Here is a 19,007-nt window from a genome sequence, read left to right on the forward strand (position 1 = left end):
CGATGGTACTGCAGGGGGGACCCTGTGGGAGAGTAGGACACCGCCGGACATTCTTTCATCGAAGAGCCCGACCAACGCTGGTCGGGCTCTTCGTCTTTAACATGGGTTCCATGGCCGAACGACTCGCAGACGCCGTGAGCCCCTATCTGCAGGCGCACGCCGACAACCCCGTCGACTGGTACCCGTGGGGGCCCGACGCATTCCGTGCGGCGGCCGAACGCGACGTCCCCGTCCTCATCTCGATCGGATACGCGACCTGCCACTGGTGCCACGTCATGGCCCGGGAGAGCTTCAGCGACCCCGAGATCGCGCGCATCCTGAACGAGGGGTTCGTCGCCATCAAGGTCGATCGGGAGGAGCACCCCGGCGTCGACGGGAGCTACCTCGCCGCCGCAAGCGCATTCACGCGCCAACTGGGGTGGCCACTGACCGTGTTCGCCGACGCGCAGGGCCGGGCCTTCTACGCGGGCACCTACTTCCCGCCGCGATCCGTGCAGGGCGTGCCGGCCTTCCGCGACGTGCTCGGGGCCGTCTCTGAAGCGTGGCGCGATCGGCGCGGCGAGCTCAGGCAGACCGCGGAGGCGGTCGCCGCGGCCGTCGCGGGAGCATCCGTCGTGGGCGAGGGCACGGGGCTCCCCGACCTGCCAGCGCTCGCGGGCGCAGCCGAACGACTGGCAGCTGACGAAGACCCACAGCACGGCGGCTTCGGGGGTGCGCCGAAGTTCCCCGTCGCACCCGTGCTCGCCTTCCTCGCCGCGACGGGCGGCGGCAGCCGTGCGCTCGCGGCCCGGACCATGCGGCGCATGGGGGCCTCGGCGCTCCGCGACCCGGTCGAAGGCGGATTCTTCCGGTATTCGACGCGCGCCGACTGGACCGAGCCGCACTACGAGCGCATGCTCTCGGACAATGCCCTGCTGCTCGGCATGGCCGCTGATCTGTGGCGGGCCGGACCGCGTGAGCCGTGGCTGGCCGACCTCGCGGCCGGGCTCACGAGCTTCCTCTCGACGGTCATGCGCCTCCCCTCCGGCATGTTCGCGAGCGCGCAGGACTCCGAGAGCGTGATCGACGGCCGGCGCGACGAGGGCGGCTACTACCGTCGCGATGCGCTCGCTCGCGCCGAGCTCGCGCCCCCGGCCCTCGACGAGAAGGTCCTCACCGGCTGGAACGGCCTCGCGATCGGCGGCCTCGCCAGAGCGGGTGCCGTGTTCGACGACCCGACGGCGATCGCCACGGCGGCTCGTGCGGCCGACGCGCTCATCGCCGCGCACCTCCGACCCGACGGGAGCCTCGTCCGGGCGTCCCGCGACGGCCGCGAGTCCGACGCGCGCGCCGCGCTCGAAGACCCGGGCATGCTCGCCGAAGGGCTCATCGAGCTGTCACTCGCGACCGGGGACGTGCGCTGGGCGGGGACCGCGCGCGCCCTCGTCGACAGCGCCATCGCCGCGGCGGGCGGCGGCGTGCCGTTCGGGGTGCCCGGCGGCGCCGACCCGGTGCTCGATGCGCACGGTCTCGCGTTGCCGCCCGATCCCGCGGAGGGCGCGACGCCCTCGGGCGTGACCTCGATGGCTCGCGCGGCCTGGCTGCTCTCCGCCCTCGGTGCCGGCACCCGGTACCTCGAGGCGGCGGAGGCGGCGATGTCCGGGGTGGCCGCGATCGCGATCGAGCGCCCCATCGCGTTCGGTGCCGCGCTCGCGCTCATGACCGAGCTCGCAGCGCCGCTGGTGCAGGTCGTGACCGTGCTGCCCGACGCCGGCGAGGCGGTCGAGCCTGGCGTCGAGCCCGGAACGGCCGCCCTCATCGATGCGACGCGCCGCCACGAGGCATCCGTCGCCGCCGTCGTGACCGAGTCCCAGGCCCGCGCCTTCGCCGAGGCCGGCTTCGAGCTGTTCGAGGCGAGAACGGCCGGCGGTGCAGGCCTCGCCTACCGGTGCGAGTCGTTCGTGTGCGCGCTCCCGGTCGGCGATGCGGGCGCGCTCGACCGGCTCGCCGGCGACTGAGGCCGCGCGAGCGGCGCATGAACGCGCCGCCGGCGACCGACGATCAGCAGGCCCGGTCGGCGAGGGTCACCAGGGCGCGGTGATGCGGTCGAGCATCGCCCAGACGGCGGTCGACAGCTCGGGGTGATCGATCGCGATGTCGCGCAGGATGTCGAACTCGAATCGTTCGGCGTCGCCGTGCCGCGCGGCCGGGTGGTGTGCGCGGGCGCGCGCGAGGCTCCAGCGTTCGGAGTTGAGGCGGTCCTCTCGGAGCGTCGCGACGACCTGCTCGTCGACCGAGGGCAGCTCGGGCAGGAACGACCACGGATCCTCGCCGAGCCGGCAGCGCAGCTCGATGAGCGCCGCGAGCTCGTCGCGGGCGTCTTGACGCAGTCGGTCGAGCGTCGTCGCCTCGGTCATGCGAGACCTCCCTCGATGGTGGTGTCGATGCTACCCAACGTACGGGCGACGTATGACAGTGCGGTTACACGGGTGGTCCCAGCGTGACCGGCAGATGACGAACGGATGTCACCCGGGGGAGCCAGGCGGTGCACGCACCGCTGGTTGAATGGACGGATGGGCCAGACTCCGCCTCCCCGATCGACGTTCCCCGCGCGGTGGGCGCACGACGACCCGTCGGCCGAGACCGTCGCGCTCGTCGACGCGCTGCGCGCCGACCTCGAGGCCGCCGGCTACTCGGTCGCGGGCGTCGACGCGGTCTGGCGCCGGCACGGCACCGTTCTCGACCCCGGCGAGGCGCTCCGGCGCGGGCATCGGGTGCCCGCGCTGCGCGCGCTCGGCTCGGTGTCCGATGACGAGGCGTCGCTCGCCACGCTGATCGGGCTGTTCCTGCTGGCGGTCCCGCAGCCGGTCGACGCGGTCGCGGCGGCGCTGCCGCGCCTCGGCGTCGACGGGGCGGTCGACCTCGGCCTCGTGGCATCCGTCACCGATGCGCGCGCCATCGCGGACGCCGGCGCCGATGCCGCGCCGGCCCGGCTCGCGGCGCTCGTGGACCTGCGCCCCTACGCCTTCGCCGACGAGCACGGCGAGGGCGCCTGGTGGATCGCATCCGACCCGGGTGAGCTCGGCACGCTCGGCGCCCTGCCCGAGGACCACGTGCTCGGCGTCGGTGGCGCCACGACGACGCTGAGCGGGCTGCTGCTGCAACGGCCGGCGACGCGCACGCTCGACCTGGGCACGGGCAGCGGCATCCAGGCGATGCACGCGGCTCGCTTCAGCGAGCGGGTCATCGCGACGGATGTCTCGGCCCGCGCGCTGGCGTTCGCACGCTTCACCGCGCGGCTGAACGGCATCTCGTCGATCGAGTTCCGGCTCGGCAGCCTGTACGAGCCGGTCGCGGGCGAGACGTTCGACCGTATCGTGTCCAACCCGCCGTTCGTGATCACGCCCCGCCGCGACGGGGTTCCGGCGTACGAGTACCGCGACGGCGGACTCGTCGGAGACGCGCTCGTCGAGGCGGTGCTGCGCGGGGCCGCCGAACGGCTGGCTCCGGGCGGTATCGCGCAGTTCCTCGCGAACTGGGAGCTGCACGAGGCATCCGAAGGTCTCGACCGGGTCGCCGCGTGGCTCGACGACGCGGGACTCGAGTACTGGCTGATCGAACGCGAGGTGCTCGACCCGGCGCGCTACGCGGAGACGTGGATCCGCGATGGCGGCACGCGCGCGGGCAGTGCCGAGTTCGAGCCGCTGTACGAGGCCTGGCTCGCGGACTTCGCGGCCCGTGGCGTCACGGGGGTCGGGTTCGGCTATGTGCTGCTGCGGAAGCCCGCGGACGATGCCGTGCCGCGGATGCGCCGCACCGAGCGCCTGCACGGGCCGGCGGGTGAGGACCCCGGTGGCCTCGGCGCGCATCTCGCGTCGGTGCTCGACGCGGACGACCTCGTGCTCGCGCTCGACGACGACGCGGTGCGCGGGCTCACGTTCGAGGTCGCGCCCGACGTGACGGAGGAACGGCACCACTGGCCCGGCGCCGAGTCGCCGACGGTCATCCTGCTGCGTCAGGGCGGCGGGTTCGGGCGGGTGATCGACGCCGGGACCGCGCTCGCGGCCCTCGTCGGCGCGGCCGACGGCACGCTGCCCGCAGGGGTGCTCGCCGACGCCATCGCCGAACTCCTCGAGGTCGACGCCGAGGCGCTCTGGGCCGAGCTCGCGCCGCAGGTCCGCGACCTCGTGCACGCCGGGATGCTCATGCCCTCCCGGGGCTGAGTCCGCCGCGCGCTCAGACGCTCATGTTCGTGAGCGGGGTACACAATGTGCGGTGCTCATGATGTGCCGCGTTCATGATGCGCCGCGTTCAGGCGCGGACTCAGCCGGCGCCGGTAGTCTCGTGTGGCATCCCGCCCGAAAGCGAGCCCATGGCCACCAGTCCGCTCTCCGACTCCCCGTACGAGGTGCTCGGCGTGTCAGCCGACGCCGACGCGACGGCGCTGCGCGCCGCCTACCGGCGGGCGCTGCGTCAGGCGCATCCCGACACCGGCGGCGACCCGGCGGCGTTCCACGCGGTGCAGCGGGCGTGGGAGCTCGTCGGGACGCCCGAGGCGCGCGCGGCGTTCGATCGCGGACGCGGTGGTGCGAGCGGGCCCGCGCGCGAGGCGTGGGCGCCCGCCGCCCCACGACCGCGCCGGGACTCACGGCCGCAGGCTCGTGCGTACGGACACCCGGGCGGGTTCTCGCGCGAGCGATATCTGGTGCTGATCCGCGAATGGGCGGGGCGAGGGGTCGACCTCGACGACCCGTACGATCCGGCGTTGGTGCGCTCGGCGCCGCGTGAGCTGCGGCACATCCTCGCCGACGCGATCGCCGAGGAGGCGACCGCGCGGGCGCTGCCTGCGCTCGGCATCGCGTACACGATCTGGCACGATCTGGCGACCGACGCCGCCGGCGGCGGGTTGCCCCCGAAGCTCGACCATCTCGTGCTCGGCCCGTCCGGCCTGTTCGCCGTCCAGTCGGAGGACTGGGGCGGCGAGGTGTCGCTGCACCGCGGCGAGATCGCGGGCGAGGCGCTCGACGGCGAACGGCCGATCCGGGCGCTCGCCGCTCGCGCGAAGGCGATCGGCCGGGCCGCGCGGGTCAAGCCGACGGCGCTCATGGTCGTCGTCCCCGACGAGCATCTGGCCGAGCCGATGCAGGTGGGCGGCACGGTGCGCGGCGCCGTGGTCGCGCTCGTGCGGCGTTCGCGGCTGGTGAGCGCCGTGCGCGAGGGGCTTCCCGGGTCCGCGCATCTCGGCGGCACCGAGGTCATGGAGGTGCGTTCGCGGCTGCAGGCCTCGGTGCGCTTCGCCGAGTGAGACCCGCGGTCCGGCTTCGCCGGTCGTCGGCAGATTCCGGTGACACGCCGCGTGACGCGAGTCGGGCGCGGCGTGTCGACGCATCGTGCCGACGACTCGCGACGGATCGTTAGGCTGGTCGCACCATGGCTGTTACGACCGACGCGTACGTATCCGATTTCGCCGAGTTCATCCGGGCGTCGCCCTCGTCGTACCACGCGGCGTCCGAGGTCGCGCGGCGGCTCGAGGCCGCGGGGTTCACGCGGCTCGACGAGCGCGACGCGTGGCCGACCGGCCCGGGCGGACGTGTGGTGGTGCGCGACGGCGCCGTGATCGCGTGGGTGCAGCCGGCCGGCGCGTCCGCGTCGACCCCGTTCCGCATCCTGGGCGCGCACACCGACTCGCCCGGGTTCAAGCTCAAGCCGAACCCGTCGAGCGAGGCGGCCGGGCTCAGTCAGGCGAACGTCGAGGTGTACGGCGGACCGCTCCTGAGCTCGTGGCTCGACCGCGAACTCGAGCTCGCGGGCCGGCTCGTGACCCTCGACGGGGCCGAGCACCTCGTGCGCACGGGCCCCATGCTGCGCATCCCGCAGCTCGCCATCCACCTCGACCGTGAGGCGAACAAGGGGCTCACGCTCGACCGGCAGCGGCATGTGCAGCCGATCTGGGCCGCGGGCGAGCCGGGCGATGTCGTCGCGCTGCTCGCCGAGCGTGCCGGCGTCGCGCTCGCCGACGTCGCCGGGCACGATGTGCTCACGGCCGCGACCACGCCGCCCGAGCGCTTCGGCCGCGACGACGTGTTCTTCGCCGCGGGCCGCATGGACAACCTGTCGTCGGTCTACGCGGGCCTCGCCGGTCTGCTGGCCACGCACGAGGGCCAGACGGATGCATCGCGGCCGGCGGATGCCTCGCGGCAGGCGGATGCCTCGGGCCCCGCGCAGCTCCCGGTGCTGGCCGCGTTCGATCACGAGGAGCTCGGCTCCGAGTCGCGCTCGGGCGCGGCCGGGCCGTTCCTCGAGGACGTGCTCTCGCGGGTCGCGGCGGGCCTCGGCGCGAACGATGAGGAGCGTCGTCGCGCGTTCGCCTCGTCGTGGCTGCTGTCCTCGGACGCCGGCCACGCGGTGCACCCGAACTACCCCGAGAAGCACGACCCCGTGAACCGGCCGGTGCTCGGCGGCGGGCCGCTGCTGAAGCTCAACGCCAATCAGCGGTACGCGAGCGACGCGGTCGGCTCGGCGCTCTGGGAGCGCGTCTGCCGTGCGGCCGGGGGCACGACCCAGCCGTTCGTGTCGAACAACGCGATCCCGTGCGGGTCGACGATCGGCCCCATCTCGGCCACGAGGCTCGGCATCCGCACGGTCGACGTCGGAGTCCCGCTGCTCTCGATGCACTCGGCGCGCGAGCTCGCGCACGTCGACGACCTCGCGGCCCTCGGCCGCGCGGTCGAGGCGTTCTTCCGGGGTGTGTGAGGCTGGAGGCGTGGCGTGAGCCGGCGCAGGGGCGTGGAATGAGCGAGGGAGCATCATGACGAGCAAGCCGCCGATCGACGACATCGACGAATCGGAGGTCCGGGTCGGCCGGCCGAAGTCGGTCGCCGTCGGCGTTCCCGCGGTGCTGCACGCGCTCAAGATCTCCGCCGAGCAGATGGGCGTCGCGCGCTCCGTGCAGACGCTCGCGCGGGTGAACCAGAAGGACGGGTTCGACTGCCCGGGCTGTGCGTGGCCGGAAGAGGACAAACGGCACCTCGCCGAGTTCTGTGAGAACGGCGCCAAGGCCGTCGCCGAGGAGGCCACGGTCCGTCGGGTCACGCCGGCGTTCTTCGCGGAGCACTCGGTCGCCGAGCTGCGGGCGCATGACGACTGGTGGCTCGGCCAGCAGGGCCGCATCACCGAGCCGATGATCCTCGACGCGGGCGCGACGCACTACCGGCCGATCGCGTGGCCCGACGCCCTGCGCGAGATCGCCGACGCGCTCCGCGGGCTCGACGACCCGAACGAGGCGATCTTCTACACGTCGGGCCGCACCTCGAACGAGGCCGCGTTCCTCTATCAGCTGCTCGTGCGCGGACTCGGCACGAACAACCTCCCCGACTGCTCGAACATGTGCCACGAGTCATCCGGATCGGCCCTGACCGAGACCATCGGGATCGGCAAGGGCACCGTGTCCATCGAGGACCTGCACGAGGCCGACCTCATCGTCGTCGCCGGGCAGAACCCGGGCACGAACCATCCGCGCATGCTCAGCGCGCTCGAGAAGGCGAAGCGCAACGGCGCGTTCATCATCGCGGTGAACCCGCTGCCCGAGGCCGGGCTCATCCGCTTCGAGAACCCGCAGACGGTGCGCGGCGTGGTGCTCGGCGGGACGCCGATCGCCGACCTGTTCGTGCAGATCCGGCTGGGCGGCGACCAGGCGCTGTTCCAGGCGGTCGGCAAGCACCTGCTCGAGGCGAGCGAGACGGATGCCGCGATCCTCGACCGCGCCTTCATCGAGGCGCACACCACGGGCTTCGACGCCTACGCGGCCCACGTGCGCTCGCTCGACTGGTCCGAGCTCACCGAGGCGACCGGGCTCACCGAGGCGACCCTGCGCGAGGTCGGCGAGCGATTCCGGACGTCCCCGTCGGCCATCGTGTGCTGGGCGATGGGGCTCACGCAGCACAAGCACTCGGTGCCGACGCTGCGCGAGGTCGTCAACGTGCTGCTGCTGCAGGGCAACATCGGCCGCGAGGGAGCGGGCGTGTGCCCCGTGCGTGGGCATTCGAACGTGCAGGGCGACCGCACGGTCGGCATCTACGAGAAGCCCTCCGAACCCTTCCTGGCCGCGCTCGACGCCGAGTTCGGCTTCACGGCCCCGCGTGCGCACGGTCACGACGTCGTCGAGGCGATCCGTGCGATGCGCGACGGTCGGGCGCGCGTCTTCATGGCCATGGGCGGCAACTTCGTCTCGGCCACACCCGACACCGAGGTGACCGAGGCCGCCCTCGAGCGGTTGGACCTCACGGTGCAGGTCTCCACCAAGCTGAACCGTTCGCACACCGTCACCGGCCGGCGCGCGATCATCCTGCCCGTGCTCGGCCGCACCGACCGCGACCGCCGCGACGGCGTCGAGCAGCGGGTCACCGTCGAGGACTCGATGGGCGCGGTGCACGCGTCGCGCGGCCGGCTGAAGCCCCCCGCCGAGGACATGTACAGCGAGGTCGCGCTCGTCGCCGAGCTCTGCGCGCTGGTCTTCGACCGTGCCGACGGCGCCGACCCGCTGCCCAATGCGCCGAAGGCCGCGTGGCACGAGCTCGCCGCCGACTATGCCAAGGTGCGCACGCATCTCGAGCACGTCGTCCCGGGTTTCGAGGACTTCGAGCAGCGGATCGACCGTGGGAAGACCATGTTCCTCCCGAACGGCCCGCGCGACAGCCGGACGTTCACCACCGAGGACGGCAAGGCCCACTTCACGGTCAACGAGCTCGAGTGGCTTCCGGTGCCGGAGGGCCGGCTGATCCTGCAGACCCTCCGCTCGCACGACCAGTACAACACCACGATCTACGGCAAGGACGACCGCTATCGCGGCATCACGGGCGGTCGCCGCGTGGTGCTCGTGAACCCCGAGGACGTGCGGGCGTTCGGATTCGAGGACGGTGAGGTGGTCGACCTCGTCTCGGAATGGACGCTCGCCGACGGCAGCGTCGAGGAGCGCCGCGCAGAGGCCTTCCGCATCGTCGAGTACCGCACGCCGGTCGGGAACGCGGCGGCGTACTACCCCGAGACGAACGTGCTGGTGCCGCTCGACTCGACGGCGCGGATCAGCGGGACGCCGACGTCGAAGTCCGTGGTGGTCAGGCTCGAGAGCCGCCCGAAGCGATGAGCGTGCGTCGCGCGGCGATCAGCGCCGAGCCGATCTCGCTCGACGCGCACCTCGATGCGGTCGACGACGGCGCGATGGGCGCCGAGGTCACGTTCGTCGGCCGCGTCAGAGATCACGATCCGGATGCCTCATCTCGGGTGATCGCGCTGGAGTACTCGGCGCATCCCGACGCCGAGACCGTGCTGCAGCGGATCGCGCGTGAGGCGGTCGGCGACACGGCGTGCGCCGTGGCGGTGTCGCACCGCATCGGCCGGCTCGCGGTGGGCGAGGCCGCCGTCGTCATCGCGGTCGCCGCCGCGCATCGCGGCGAGGCGTTCGAGGTGTGTCGCGCGCTGATCGAGGCGATCAAGCGGGATCTGCCCGTATGGAAGCGCCAGGTCGAGACCGACGGCACCACGACGTGGAAGGGGCTCGGCGGGTAGGCGCGCCGCTCAGCCGCCCGCGAAGGGTGGCAGCACGTCGACGGTGCTCGACTCACCCAGCTCGTGGTCGTCGTCGGCGCGCACGCCGTCGACGAGGAGCGCGCAGCGCGGCAGGATGGGTGCGAGGGCCGGATGCTCCGCATTGAGCGCGAGTCGCAGCGCAGCGAGGGTCGCCTCGGGCCGCGTCTGCTGGTCGATGCCGGCCGCCTCCTCGGCGGCGGCGAAGAACCGCACCAGCGCCATCACGCGCTCCAGGCGGAGGCGAGCTCGCGCATCTCGTCGAACGCGGCTCGGGTGGTCTCGCCTGACGGGCCGCCGGACCGGCCGGCGATCAGGCCGGCGACGAAGGTCGTGAGCGGCGCGGCGGGGCGCGCGACGCCGTGCGCGGCGTCTTTCGCGAGGTCGAGGATGAGCGCGATCGGGACCTCGCCCGGGTCGACCTCGAATCGCTCGCAGAGCGCGGCGACCCAGTGCTCGAGGGCGGCCTCAGGCGGCAGGTGTTCGGTCATGGCTCCTCCGTGGTCGGGCCGGCGCTGGTCGGGCCGGCGCCGGTCGTGCCGGCACGCGCGGTCTCCAGATCTTCCCACGTGTCGATGTCGGCGGTCTCGGCGGCGGGCGCGGGCACGACCTCGATCGCGAGGCCGTCGAGCAGGCTGCGGATCGACGCATCGCGTGCGGCGTCCGGGAGCGCCGCGGCGCGCGCCGTGAGCACCGACGTGCGGTAGAGCCCGGTGAGCCATTGCGTGCGGCCGGACGGGTCGGCGAGACAGACCCCGTCGGTCTCGAGGGCGGCGTCCTGCGCAGCGCGCCGCAGTCGTGCGACCGCGGGACCGGCCCCGGGGAGGTCGCAGGCCAGCACGAGCGTCCACGCCGGTGAGTCGCCGCGGCCCGCCCACGAGGAGAGCGCCGCGGCCACGGCCGCGGCCGGGCCGCCGAACGGCGGATCCTCGCGCACCCACTCGACGCCGTTCAGCCGCGCGTCGCGCACGTCGCCGACCACGGTGACCGGGTCGCACCACGAGGCCGCGCGGTGCGCGTGTTCGAGCAGGCTGCGACCGCCGACCTCGAGCAGCGGCTTCCGGGCGCCGCTCATGCGGCTGCCCCGCCCGCCCGCGAGCAGGATCGCGCCGCAGTCGATCGTCATGCGTCGACCGGACGGGTCCAGTCGCCGCTCTTCCCGCCCGTCTTCGCCGTGATGCGGACGGCGTCGATCCAGGTGCCCTTGTCGAGCGCCTTGACCATGTCGACGATCGTCAGCGCGGCGACGGTGACGGCGGTGAGTGCCTCCATCTCGACCCCGGTGCGGTCGGCGGTGCGCACGGTGGCCTCGATCTCGACGCCGGCATCGACGATCTCGAGGTCGACGACGACCCCGTGCACGCCGATCACGTGCGCGAGCGGAAGCAGCTCGGGGGTGCGCTTGGCCGCCTGGATCCCGGCGATGCGCGCGACCGCGAGCACGTCGCCCTTCGGGACGGTCCCGTCGCGGAGCGCGGCGACGACGGCCTCGGCGCAGCGGACCACGCCGCGCGCCGTCGCGGAGCGCACGGTCGGGGCCTTGCCGGTGACGTCGACCATCCGGGCGTGCCCGGCGTCGTCGAGATGAGTCAGACGCATGCGTCCAGCATCGCATCCCGGCGCCTCAGCGCAGCATCACCTCGACGAGGTCGCCCGCGGTGACGGCCTCGGTCTCGGCCGGCACGACCGCGATGACTTCGGCGCGGGCCAGGCCGCCCGCGAGGTGCGATCCCGAGCCTCCCGAGGTCGCCGGCCCGACGGTCCAGCGGGCCGGATCCGTGCGGTCGATGCGGGCGGGCAGATACTGGCGGCGGCCCGGCGGCGTCCGCCAGGACGTGGCCGCGGGGAGCATGAGCCTGGGCCGGAACCGCTCGGTGCGGCCCTGCAGGGCGAGCAGCGCGGGGCGGACGAACACCTCGAACGACACCGCGACGCTCACGGGGTTGCCGGGCAGCCCGAACGCGAGGGTGCGGGCGTCGCCGGCCTCGATCACGCCGAATCCCTGCGGTTTGCCCGGCTGCATGGCGACCTTCGTGAACCGCATGCGGTCGCTGAGCGTCGTGCGGACGACCTCGTAGGCGCCGGCGCTGACGCCGCCGGAGAGGATCACGACGTCGCTGTGGTCGGGGTGCCCGGGATCGGTGACCGCGACGAGCAGCCGTTCGAGCGCGGTGCCCTCGTCGTCGACCGTCTCACGGACGACGACGGTGCCGCCCGTCTCGCGGACGAGCTCCGCGAGCAGGTGCGAGTTGGACTCCGGGATCTGCCCGTACCGCAGTGGCCGGCCGGTGGGCACGAGCTCGTCACCGGTCGAGATCACGGTGACCCGGGGGCGCGTGGAGACGACGACCTCGGCGACGCCGGCCGCGGCCGCGGCCGAGAGCGCATAGGCGCCGAGCAGCTCGCCGGGTGCGACGACGATGTCGCCGATGACGAGGTCCTCGCCCCGTCGGCGGATGTGCGCACCCGGGCCGGCCGGCGCGGCGACCACCCGTGCCTGGCCGAGCGAGTCGGCGAGGCCCCCGGTGGTCTGCTCGAACGGGACGATCGCGTCGGCGTCGGCCGGAACCGGGGCGCCGGTCATGATGCGGGCCGCCTGGCCCGGCCTCAGCGAGGGGTCCTCCGACGTGCCGGCCGGCAGGTCGGCGACCACGGTGAGGATCGCCGGAGCTGTTGCGGATGCCTCGCGGACGTCGTCGAAGCGCACCGCGAAGCCGTCCATCGCGGAGTTGTCGAAGCGCGGGAGGTCGACGGCCGCGGTCACGGCCCGGCGCAGGGTGCGGCCCGAGGCCTGTGTCAGCTCGAGCGTCTCTTCGGCGAGCGGGCGAACCGCGGCGAGCACGTCGCCGAGCTGCTCCTCGACCGAGCGCAGGGCGGGCACGTCACGCATGCCCCCACCCTATGAGGTGGTCGACGCCCGGGTCGCGCCGGCGTCGTGCGCACGCGGTGCGGGCGGCCCCGGGACGTCGCCTCCCGCCCCGGCGATTATGCTCGTGCTATGCAGACGGCCCCTCGGCACGCGGACGTGCGATGACCGTCGTGCCGCTCGCGCTCCTCCCGACGCGTCCGGTGCGCGACACCGTCGTCGACGCCGGTGCGCCCCGCTCGGGCCCGCTCGTGGACTCGCACGGCCGCGTCCACCGCGATCTGCGCATCTCGCTGACCGACCGGTGCTCGCTGCGCTGCACGTACTGCATGCCCGAGCAGGGCAACGAGTGGCTCGCGAAGACCAGCATCCTCTCGCTCGACGAGATCGTCGAGGTCGCCCGCGTCGCGGCTCGCCTCGGGGTCACGACGTTCCGGCTCACCGGCGGCGAGCCGCTGCTGCGGCCCGACCTCGTCGACGTCGTCCGCCGGCTCGCGGCGATCGAGGGCGCCGACGGGCTGGTCCGGGTCGCGATGACCACGAACGGGATCCGGCTGCCCGAGGTGCTCGACGACCTCGTCGAGGCCGGCCTGCACCGGCTCAACATCTCCATCGACACGCTCCGGCGCGACCGGTTCCACGCGCTCACCCGCCGCGACCGGCTCGACGACGTCCTCGCCGGCATCGCCGCCGCGAGCGCGTCGCGACTGCGGCCGCTCAAGCTCAACGCGGTCGCGATGCGTGACGTGAACGACGACGAGCTCGTCGACCTGGTCGAGTTCGCACTCGCCCAGGGCGCGCAGATGCGATTCATCGAGCAGATGCCGCTGGACGCCGGGCACACGTGGAACCGTCAGGTCATGGTCACACGCGAGGAGATCCTCGAACGGCTCGGCGCCCGCTGGACACTCACGGCCGTGCCGGGCCGGGGCGGCGCTCCCGCCGAGGAATGGGCGATCGACGGCGGACCGCACACCGTGGGCGTGATCGCGTCGGTCACGGCCCCGTTCTGCGGTGCGTGCGACCGGCTCCGGCTGACGGCCGACGGGCAGCTGCGCAACTGCCTCTTCTCGACCAGCGAGTACGACCTCGTCCCCGCGCTCCGCGAGACCGACGCCGCCGCGAGACCGGGCGCGGTCGAGCGGATGCTCCGTGGCTGCGTGTGGGGCAAGCTGCCAGGACACGCCATCGACGATCCCGCGTTCCTGCAGCCCGCGCGCGGCATGAACGCGATCGGGGGCTGAGCCTGACATGAGTCGGATCGTGGCGCACAAGCGCGTGACGCGGGTGCGGGTCGAAGACGACGGCGTGCGCGTCGCCGAACGCTCAGATGCGCTCTCCGTCGAGGAGCCGCTGGAGATCCGCGTCGGCGGAACACCGCTGACGATCACCATGCGCACGCCGGGCCACGACGTCGAGCTCGCGGCGGGCTTCCTCGTCTCCGAGGGCGTGATCACGGCCGCGTCGCACTTCCGCGGCGCCATCCACTGCGGCGGCCCAGGCACGGGCGGCGTGCTCGACCCCGACACCGAGACCGGCAACACCTACAACGTGCTCGACGTCACGCTCGCACCCGGTGTGCCGCTGCCCGACACCGACCTCAGCCGCAACTTCTACACGACGAGCTCGTGCGGGCTGTGCGGCAAGGCGTCGATCGAGGCCGTGGAGACCGTGTCGGCGTTCGACGTCTCGCAGGACCCCGCGACGATCGGCGTCGAGGAGCTGCTCGCGCTGCCCGAGCGTCTGCGCGAGCGGCAGCGCATGTTCGACCAGACCGGGGGAGTGCACGCCGCAGCGCTCTTCGACGCTGCCACGGGCGAGATGCTCGTGCTGCGCGAGGACGTCGGTCGTCACAACGCCGTCGACAAGGTCGTCGGCTGGGGCATCCTGAACGGCCGGCTCCCGCTCACCGGGACGGTCCTGCAGGTGTCGGGGCGCGCGAGCTTCGAGCTCGTGCAGAAGGCCGCGATGGCGGGCATCCCGATCCTGTCCGCGGTGTCGGCGCCGTCGTCGCTCGCCGTCGAGCTGGCCGCCTCGGCGGGCGTGACCCTCGCCGGCTTCGTGCGGGAGCCGCGCCTGAACGTCTACACGGGGCCGCACCGCATCGTCGGCGCGACGATTTGACGCGACTCGCGCTCCGTCGCCACGTCTCGTCGATCGCACGTGCGAGGCGTTCACGTGCGAATGGCGGGATGTCGAGGCATCCGGTCATGATGTCGCCGTCGCCTGCACGCGCGGTTCCGGCAGGATCAGGCGTATGACGACGCCCATGACCACCCCGAGCCCCCTGTTCGAGCACGTGGCCGGCTCGGACGACGCGGTGCGGCACTTCCGCGGCCGGCTGGGCTACGAGACGGATGTCTCGGACGTGCACGCGGCGCTCGAGGCCGCCGACCGGGGCTTCGTGCTGGTCGACTCGCGCGGCGACGCGGCCTGGGCGCAGGGGCATGTGCCCGGCGCCGTGCACCTGCCGACCCGGCAGATCCGGGCGCGCTCGGCGGAGCTCGTCGCGCCCGGGACGCCCGTGGTCGTGTACTGCTGGGGCCCGGCGTGCAACGGCGGGACCCGCGCGGCGCTCGAGTTCGCATTGCTCGGACACCCGGTGAAGGAGATGATCGGCGGGTTCGAGTATTGGGCGCGCGAGGGGTTCGCGGTCGAGACCGCCGGCGGGGTGGCCCGGCCGGAGCCCGATCCGTTCGTCACTGTGCTGCCGGCGACCCGACCAACGATCGTCTGCGACTGCTGAGCGCCGACGGCGGCGGGGTCAGCGCAGCGACTTGCGTGCCGAGATCTGGCCGGTGTCGAAGCCGAGCAGGTGCAGCCCGCCGTGGAAGCGGGCGTGCTCGACCTTGATGCAGCGGTCCATGACGACCGTGAGCCCCTGCTCCTCGCCGTAGTACGCGGCTTCCTCGTTCCAGATGCCGAGCTGCACCCAGATCGTCTTCGCGCCCGCGGCGACCACGTCGTCGACGACGCTCGGGATGTCGCTCGCACGCCGGAACACCACGACGATATCGGGCACCTCGGGCAGGTCGGTCAGGCTCGCGTAGGCGGGCTGCCCGAGGATCTCGGTCGCGTTCGGGTTCACGAAGTACACGCGGAAGTCGCTCGACTGCTGCAGGTAGGTGCCCACGAAGTAGCTCGACCGGGTCGGGTTCGGCGAGGCGCCGACGATCGCGACCGACTTCGCGGCGCGCAGGATCGCGAGCCGCTGCTTGGCGTCGGGCCCGGCCCACGTGCGCTGGCTCTTGAGCAGTTTCGCGAGCGGCGAGCTCGCGGGCAGCGAGCACGACAGCCCGTTCACGAGCCTGATCGTCTCGGTGTCCTCCGCGGGGACATCCGTCACCTGGTCGGTGAGGACCGCAGCCGAAGCATCCGTCGTGGTCATCGCGCGCCTCCCGTCGCGATCGTGAGCGCCTGATCGAGATCGTAGATGATGTCGTCGGCGTCCTCGATGCCGACCGAGAGGCGCACGACGCCGGGGCCGACGCCCGCGTCGACGAGCTGCTGCTCGGTGAGCTGGGCGTGCGTGGTCGACGCCGGGTGGATGATGAGCGTCTTCGCGTCGCCGATGTTCGCGAGGTGGCTCGCGAGGTTCGCGGACTCGATGAGCGCCTGGCCGACGGCGCGGCCGCCCTTGACCTCGAAGCTGAACACCGAGCCCGGGCCCTTCGGCAGGTACTTCTGCGCGCGGTCGTGGTGCGGGTGGTTCGCGAGCCCGGCCCACCACACGTGCTCGATGCGCGGGTCGGCCTCGAGCCATTCCGCGACCGCGCGCGCATTGTCGACGTGCGCCTGGATGCGGTACGGCAGCGTCTCGACGCCCTGCGCGAGCAGGAACGCCGAGTGCGGCGCGAGCGCCGGGCCGATGTCGCGCAGCTGCTCGGCGCGGAGCCGGGTGAGGAACGCGTACTCGCCGAAGTTGCCCGACCACTCGAGTCCGCCGTAGCTCGGCACGGGCTGCCCGAACAGCGGGAACTTGTCACTGTGCCAGTCGAACCGGCCCGACTCGACGACCACACCTCCGAGGGTCGTGCCGTGCCCGCCGAGGAACTTCGTCGCCGAGTGCGTCACGATGTCGGCGCCCCACTCGATCGGGCGGTTCAGGTACGGCGTCGCGATGGTCGAGTCGACGATGAACGGGATGCCGTGCGCACGCGCGACGTCGGCGAGCGCCTCGAGGTCGGCGATCTCGCCCGACGGGTTCGCGATGGTCTCGACGAACAGCGCCTTCGTCTGCGGCGTGATGGCCGCGGCGTAGTCCTCGGCGTTCGCGCTGCGCACGAACGTGGTCTCGACGCCGAACCGGCGGAGCGTGACGTCGAGCTGCGTGATCGAGCCGCCGTACAGGTTGGCCGACGCGACGATGTGGTCGCCCGTGCCCGCGAGGCTCGCGAACGTGATGTACTGCGCCGACAGGCCGCTCGCCGTGGCGACCGCGCCGAGACCGCCCTCGAGGCTCGCGACGCGCTCCTCGAAGCTCGCCACGGTCGGGTTGGCCAGGCGCGAGTAGATGTTGCCGTACTTCTGCAACGAGAAGCGGGCCGCGGCGTCGGCGGTGTCGTCGAAGACGAACGCGCTCGACTGGTAGATCGGGAGTGCGCGTGCTCCGCTCACGGCGTCGGGGATGTTTCCCGCGTGAATCGCACGCGTCTTGAAGCCGTATTCGCGGTCTGCCATGCGTTCCACGCTACCGTCCGTGACGTTCCCGCCCGCGCGCGTGCGTCACGCAAGGCAACGCGCGCCCCGCCGTGCGCCGAGCGGGGGTGGGCGGCGGGCGCGAGCGGGGGTCAGCTGGGGACGACGTCGGTCGTCGTGACGACCTCGGCGAAGCCGCCGCCGGCGAGGTTGACCGCGGTCGCGCGGGCGAGCTCGGCCGCGGTGAGCGTCAGGCCGCCGGGCCCTTCGAGGTCGAACGTGTGCGTCGCGTCGATCGGCAGCACGACCCGATAGCCGAGGTTGCCCGCCATACGCGCCGTGGTCTCGACGCACATGTTGGTCTGGATGCCGCAGATCACGAGCTCGTCGACGCCGCGTTCGCGCAGCCACGTGTCGAGGTCGGGGTCGCCGTAGAACGCCGAGTTCACGTGCTTCGTGACGAACAGGTCGTGCGGGGCGTCGGCGACGACGGGCTTCAGCGCGTTGCCGGGTGTGCCCGGGGAGAGCGGCGAGCCTGGCGAGCGCGAGTCGTGCCTGACGAGCACGATGGGCCGCGAGGCATCCGCCCATGCCGCGACCAGGCGAGCGATGTTCGCCTCGGCGTCGGGGTTGTCGCGGGGACCCCATGCGGGGTCGTCGAAGCCCTGTTGCACGTCGATGACGAGGAGCGCGGCGGTCGGTGAGAGCTGCATGCCTCCATCCTGACGCCGTCGCGCTCGCCGCGGCCACCCGTGCGCTGCCGACCGTCGAAGCAATGCTGCCGACTACGCTCGGGGCATGATCCTCGAGCATGCCGTGCTGCCCGTCGTTCCCGGGCGTGAAGCCGAGTTCGAGGCGGCCTTCGCGGAGGCCCGCGGCCTCATCGCGTCGACGCCGGGCTTCATCGACCTCCGCCTGTCACGCTCGATCGAGACGCCGAACGAGTATCTGTTGCTCGTGCACTGGGACTCGGTCGAGGCGCATGAGCAGCGGTTCCGCGGGTCGCCCGAGTACGGGCGGTGGCGCGAGCTGCTGCACGGCTTCTACGAGCCGTTCCCGGTCGTCTCGCATTTCGCGGAGGTGCACAGGGCCTGATCAGGGCGTTCGGCTATCGTTGGGGTCAGGTCGCCGATGCGCGGCCCCGGACGAGGGAACCCAGTACCCGGAACGCGACAAGACTGGCGCTCAAGAAGGAGTGATCAGTCATGGCGTGGAGCGTACTCATCGTGTCCGGTGTCCTCGAGGCCGTGTGGGCGACCGCACTCGGCAAGTCCGAGGGCTTCACGAAGCTCTGGCCGTCGGTGATCTTCGGCGTCGCGCTCGTCGCGAGCATGCTCGGCCTCGCGTGGGCGATGCGCGACATCGCGACCGGCACCGCGTACGCGGTCTGGGTCGGCATCGGCGCGGCGCTCACGGTCGTCTGGGCGATGATCACGGGCGACACGGATGTCTCGTGGGCGAAGATCCTCCTCCTGCTCGGCCTCGTCGGCTGCATCGTCGGCCTCAAGCTCGTCGACACCGGCGCCCACTAGGCGCACCCCGAGGCCGGGTCGGTGAGGCGACGCGGAAGTACCCGTAGCCGGAGACAATGCCTCCGACGACCCCCAGGAGCGCTCCGCCCATGATCCATCCTGGGTGGCCGAGCCAGCTGACCACCGGGTACCCCGAGCGGTCGAGGCCGAGCGCCGCCAACGCTGACAGGACCACCACCGCGTAGCCGACGCTCTGGGCGATGATTCCGGCCCCGATCAGCATCGGCGCGGTCGCTGCTCGGTTGAGTCTCTGCATCATGTTGGCTCCATTCACCCCGGCGAATATAGCGACATATTGATATGGTCACAACCGCGCGCAGAGCATATGTAAAGAATGCTTGACGTGGTGTCGGGAATCGATGACACTGAGGGTGTCAAGAATTCTTGACACCGCTCGGGTGGATGTCCCG

General features: G+C 72.6%; 20 protein-coding genes and 1 riboswitch. Of the genes, 11 read left to right on the plus strand and 9 right to left on the minus strand.

The genetic code is table 11. The features are described 5' to 3' along the window. The first annotated feature begins 110 nt into the window (after positions 1 to 110). The gene (locus RH864_RS02920) at positions 111 to 1,997 is read left to right on the plus strand and encodes a thioredoxin domain-containing protein (RefSeq protein WP_310516019.1); all 1,887 of its coding nucleotides are present in this window, start codon (positions 111 to 113) and stop codon (positions 1,995 to 1,997) included. Positions 1,998 to 2,063: 66 nt separating this feature from the next. On the opposite strand, the gene RH864_RS02925 is transcribed toward RH864_RS02920, so the two are convergent. Then, entirely contained in the window at positions 2,064 to 2,396 is a 333-nt protein-coding gene (locus RH864_RS02925; RefSeq protein WP_310516020.1) for a hypothetical protein, read from the minus strand. Positions 2,397 to 2,552: 156 nt separating this feature from the next. Between RH864_RS02925 and RH864_RS02930 the strand changes: the two genes are divergently transcribed. The 5 genes from RH864_RS02930 (at position 2,553) to RH864_RS02950 (ending at position 9,543) form a co-directional block, all read left to right on the plus strand. Continuing rightward, positions 2,553 to 4,202, plus strand: coding sequence for a DUF7059 domain-containing protein (locus tag RH864_RS02930; RefSeq protein WP_310516021.1), 1,650 nt, complete (start codon positions 2,553 to 2,555; stop codon positions 4,200 to 4,202). A gap of 149 nt (positions 4,203 to 4,351) precedes the next feature. Then, positions 4,352 to 5,284 carry a DnaJ domain-containing protein gene (locus RH864_RS02935; protein ID WP_310516022.1) on the plus strand — a complete coding sequence of 311 codons (933 nt, stop codon included), beginning with the start codon at positions 4,352 to 4,354 and terminating at the stop codon, positions 5,282 to 5,284. A 125-nt stretch (positions 5,285 to 5,409) separates the two neighbouring features. Next, on the plus strand, positions 5,410 to 6,732 hold the full coding sequence (locus RH864_RS02940; protein WP_310516023.1) for a M18 family aminopeptidase: 1,323 nt from the start codon (positions 5,410 to 5,412) through the stop codon (positions 6,730 to 6,732). A 55-nt stretch (positions 6,733 to 6,787) separates the two neighbouring features. Then, positions 6,788 to 9,121: an FdhF/YdeP family oxidoreductase gene (locus RH864_RS02945; protein WP_310516024.1), complete on the plus strand. Its 2,334-nt coding sequence runs from the start codon at positions 6,788 to 6,790 to the stop codon at positions 9,119 to 9,121. Then, a complete protein-coding gene (locus RH864_RS02950; RefSeq protein WP_310516025.1) occupies positions 9,118 to 9,543 on the plus strand; it encodes a molybdenum cofactor biosynthesis protein MoaE in 426 nt (141 codons plus the stop codon). Before RH864_RS02945 ends, RH864_RS02950 begins: the two co-directional genes overlap by 4 nt. A gap of 9 nt (positions 9,544 to 9,552) precedes the next feature. Here the strand turns inward: RH864_RS02950 and RH864_RS02955 are convergent, their stop codons facing one another. Genes RH864_RS02955 through RH864_RS02975 form a run of 5 tightly spaced genes read right to left on the minus strand, consistent with a single transcriptional unit; the run spans position 9,553 to position 12,451 of the window. After that, a complete protein-coding gene (locus RH864_RS02955; protein WP_310516026.1) occupies positions 9,553 to 9,786 on the minus strand; it encodes a MoaD/ThiS family protein in 234 nt (77 codons plus the stop codon). After that, a complete protein-coding gene (locus RH864_RS02960) occupies positions 9,786 to 10,052 on the minus strand; it encodes a DUF6457 domain-containing protein (protein WP_310516027.1) in 267 nt (88 codons plus the stop codon). Before RH864_RS02960 ends, RH864_RS02955 begins: the two co-directional genes overlap by 1 nt. Further along, on the minus strand, positions 10,049 to 10,687 hold the full coding sequence (gene mobA / locus RH864_RS02965; RefSeq protein WP_310516028.1) for a molybdenum cofactor guanylyltransferase: 639 nt from the start codon (positions 10,685 to 10,687) through the stop codon (positions 10,049 to 10,051). Before mobA ends, RH864_RS02960 begins: the two co-directional genes overlap by 4 nt. After that, the gene (gene moaC, locus RH864_RS02970) at positions 10,684 to 11,160 is read right to left on the minus strand and encodes a cyclic pyranopterin monophosphate synthase MoaC (RefSeq protein ID WP_310516029.1); all 477 of its coding nucleotides are present in this window, start codon (positions 11,158 to 11,160) and stop codon (positions 10,684 to 10,686) included. Before moaC ends, mobA begins: the two co-directional genes overlap by 4 nt. Positions 11,161 to 11,185: 25 nt before the next feature. Then, on the minus strand, positions 11,186 to 12,451 hold the full coding sequence (locus RH864_RS02975; protein ID WP_310516030.1) for a molybdopterin molybdotransferase MoeA: 1,266 nt from the start codon (positions 12,449 to 12,451) through the stop codon (positions 11,186 to 11,188). A 140-nt stretch (positions 12,452 to 12,591) separates the two neighbouring features. Between RH864_RS02975 and moaA the strand changes: the two genes are divergently transcribed. From moaA to RH864_RS02990, 3 genes are all read left to right on the plus strand, one after another. Then, a complete protein-coding gene (gene moaA / locus RH864_RS02980) occupies positions 12,592 to 13,671 on the plus strand; it encodes a GTP 3',8-cyclase MoaA (RefSeq protein ID WP_310516031.1) in 1,080 nt (359 codons plus the stop codon). Positions 13,672 to 13,678: 7 nt separating this feature from the next. Next, a complete protein-coding gene (gene fdhD / locus RH864_RS02985; RefSeq protein ID WP_310516032.1) occupies positions 13,679 to 14,551 on the plus strand; it encodes a formate dehydrogenase accessory sulfurtransferase FdhD in 873 nt (290 codons plus the stop codon). 133 nt (positions 14,552 to 14,684) lie between these two features. Then, entirely contained in the window at positions 14,685 to 15,173 is a 489-nt protein-coding gene (locus tag RH864_RS02990) for a rhodanese-like domain-containing protein (RefSeq protein ID WP_310516033.1), read from the plus strand. An 18-nt stretch (positions 15,174 to 15,191) separates the two neighbouring features. On the opposite strand, the gene RH864_RS02995 is transcribed toward RH864_RS02990, so the two are convergent. The 3 genes from RH864_RS02995 to RH864_RS03005 form a co-directional block, all read right to left on the minus strand. Continuing rightward, positions 15,192 to 15,683, minus strand: a complete 492-nt coding sequence (locus tag RH864_RS02995) for a CoA-binding protein (protein ID WP_310516384.1) — start codon at positions 15,681 to 15,683, stop codon at positions 15,192 to 15,194. Positions 15,684 to 15,811: 128 nt separating this feature from the next. Next, positions 15,812 to 17,107, minus strand: a complete 1,296-nt coding sequence (locus RH864_RS03000) for an O-acetylhomoserine aminocarboxypropyltransferase/cysteine synthase family protein (RefSeq protein ID WP_310516034.1) — start codon at positions 17,105 to 17,107, stop codon at positions 15,812 to 15,814. A gap of 110 nt (positions 17,108 to 17,217) precedes the next feature. After that, positions 17,218 to 17,778: a cysteine hydrolase family protein gene (locus tag RH864_RS03005; protein WP_310516035.1), complete on the minus strand. Its 561-nt coding sequence runs from the start codon at positions 17,776 to 17,778 to the stop codon at positions 17,218 to 17,220. An 85-nt stretch (positions 17,779 to 17,863) separates the two neighbouring features. Here RH864_RS03005 and RH864_RS03010 point away from each other — a divergent pair, with 85 nt between their 5' ends. Then, positions 17,864 to 18,160: an antibiotic biosynthesis monooxygenase family protein gene (locus RH864_RS03010; RefSeq protein WP_310516036.1), complete on the plus strand. Its 297-nt coding sequence runs from the start codon at positions 17,864 to 17,866 to the stop codon at positions 18,158 to 18,160. Between the two features lie 27 nt (positions 18,161 to 18,187). Further along, positions 18,188 to 18,251, plus strand: a riboswitch (guanidine-III (ykkC-III) riboswitch). Positions 18,252 to 18,270: 19 nt separating this feature from the next. Beyond that, positions 18,271 to 18,597 carry a DMT family transporter gene (locus tag RH864_RS03015; protein ID WP_310516037.1) on the plus strand — a complete coding sequence of 109 codons (327 nt, stop codon included), beginning with the start codon at positions 18,271 to 18,273 and terminating at the stop codon, positions 18,595 to 18,597. Positions 18,598 to 19,007: the final 410 nt, after the last annotated feature.

Origin of the sequence: Agromyces aerolatus, assembly GCF_031432255.1 — a bacterium.
In the GTDB taxonomy this organism is placed as follows: Bacteria; Actinomycetota; Actinomycetes; order Actinomycetales; family Microbacteriaceae; genus Agromyces.

Excerpts from the sequence above, each read along its gene's own strand:
- RH864_RS02920 (WP_310516019.1), top strand. The coding sequence starts at position 111 with ATGGCCGAACGACTCGCAGACGCCGTGAGCCCCTATCTGCAGGCGCAC.
- RH864_RS02925 (WP_310516020.1), bottom strand. The coding sequence starts at position 2,396 with ATGACCGAGGCGACGACGCTCGACCGACTGCGTCAAGACGCCCGCGAC.
- RH864_RS02930 (WP_310516021.1), top strand. The coding sequence starts at position 2,553 with ATGGGCCAGACTCCGCCTCCCCGATCGACGTTCCCCGCGCGGTGGGCG.
- RH864_RS02935 (WP_310516022.1), top strand. The coding sequence starts at position 4,352 with ATGGCCACCAGTCCGCTCTCCGACTCCCCGTACGAGGTGCTCGGCGTG.
- RH864_RS02940 (WP_310516023.1), top strand. The coding sequence starts at position 5,410 with ATGGCTGTTACGACCGACGCGTACGTATCCGATTTCGCCGAGTTCATC.
- RH864_RS02945 (WP_310516024.1), top strand. The coding sequence starts at position 6,788 with ATGACGAGCAAGCCGCCGATCGACGACATCGACGAATCGGAGGTCCGG.
- RH864_RS02950 (WP_310516025.1), top strand. The coding sequence starts at position 9,118 with ATGAGCGTGCGTCGCGCGGCGATCAGCGCCGAGCCGATCTCGCTCGAC.
- RH864_RS02955 (WP_310516026.1), bottom strand. The coding sequence starts at position 9,786 with ATGGCGCTGGTGCGGTTCTTCGCCGCCGCCGAGGAGGCGGCCGGCATC.
- RH864_RS02960 (WP_310516027.1), bottom strand. The coding sequence starts at position 10,052 with ATGACCGAACACCTGCCGCCTGAGGCCGCCCTCGAGCACTGGGTCGCC.
- mobA (WP_310516028.1), bottom strand. The coding sequence starts at position 10,687 with ATGACGATCGACTGCGGCGCGATCCTGCTCGCGGGCGGGCGGGGCAGC.
- moaC (WP_310516029.1), bottom strand. The coding sequence starts at position 11,160 with ATGCGTCTGACTCATCTCGACGACGCCGGGCACGCCCGGATGGTCGAC.
- RH864_RS02975 (WP_310516030.1), bottom strand. The coding sequence starts at position 12,451 with ATGCGTGACGTGCCCGCCCTGCGCTCGGTCGAGGAGCAGCTCGGCGAC.
- moaA (WP_310516031.1), top strand. The coding sequence starts at position 12,592 with ATGACCGTCGTGCCGCTCGCGCTCCTCCCGACGCGTCCGGTGCGCGAC.
- fdhD (WP_310516032.1), top strand. The coding sequence starts at position 13,679 with ATGAGTCGGATCGTGGCGCACAAGCGCGTGACGCGGGTGCGGGTCGAA.
- RH864_RS02990 (WP_310516033.1), top strand. The coding sequence starts at position 14,685 with ATGACGACGCCCATGACCACCCCGAGCCCCCTGTTCGAGCACGTGGCC.
- RH864_RS03000 (WP_310516034.1), bottom strand. The coding sequence starts at position 17,107 with ATGGCAGACCGCGAATACGGCTTCAAGACGCGTGCGATTCACGCGGGA.
- RH864_RS03005 (WP_310516035.1), bottom strand. The coding sequence starts at position 17,778 with ATGCAGCTCTCACCGACCGCCGCGCTCCTCGTCATCGACGTGCAACAG.
- RH864_RS03010 (WP_310516036.1), top strand. The coding sequence starts at position 17,864 with ATGATCCTCGAGCATGCCGTGCTGCCCGTCGTTCCCGGGCGTGAAGCC.
- RH864_RS03015 (WP_310516037.1), top strand. The coding sequence starts at position 18,271 with ATGGCGTGGAGCGTACTCATCGTGTCCGGTGTCCTCGAGGCCGTGTGG.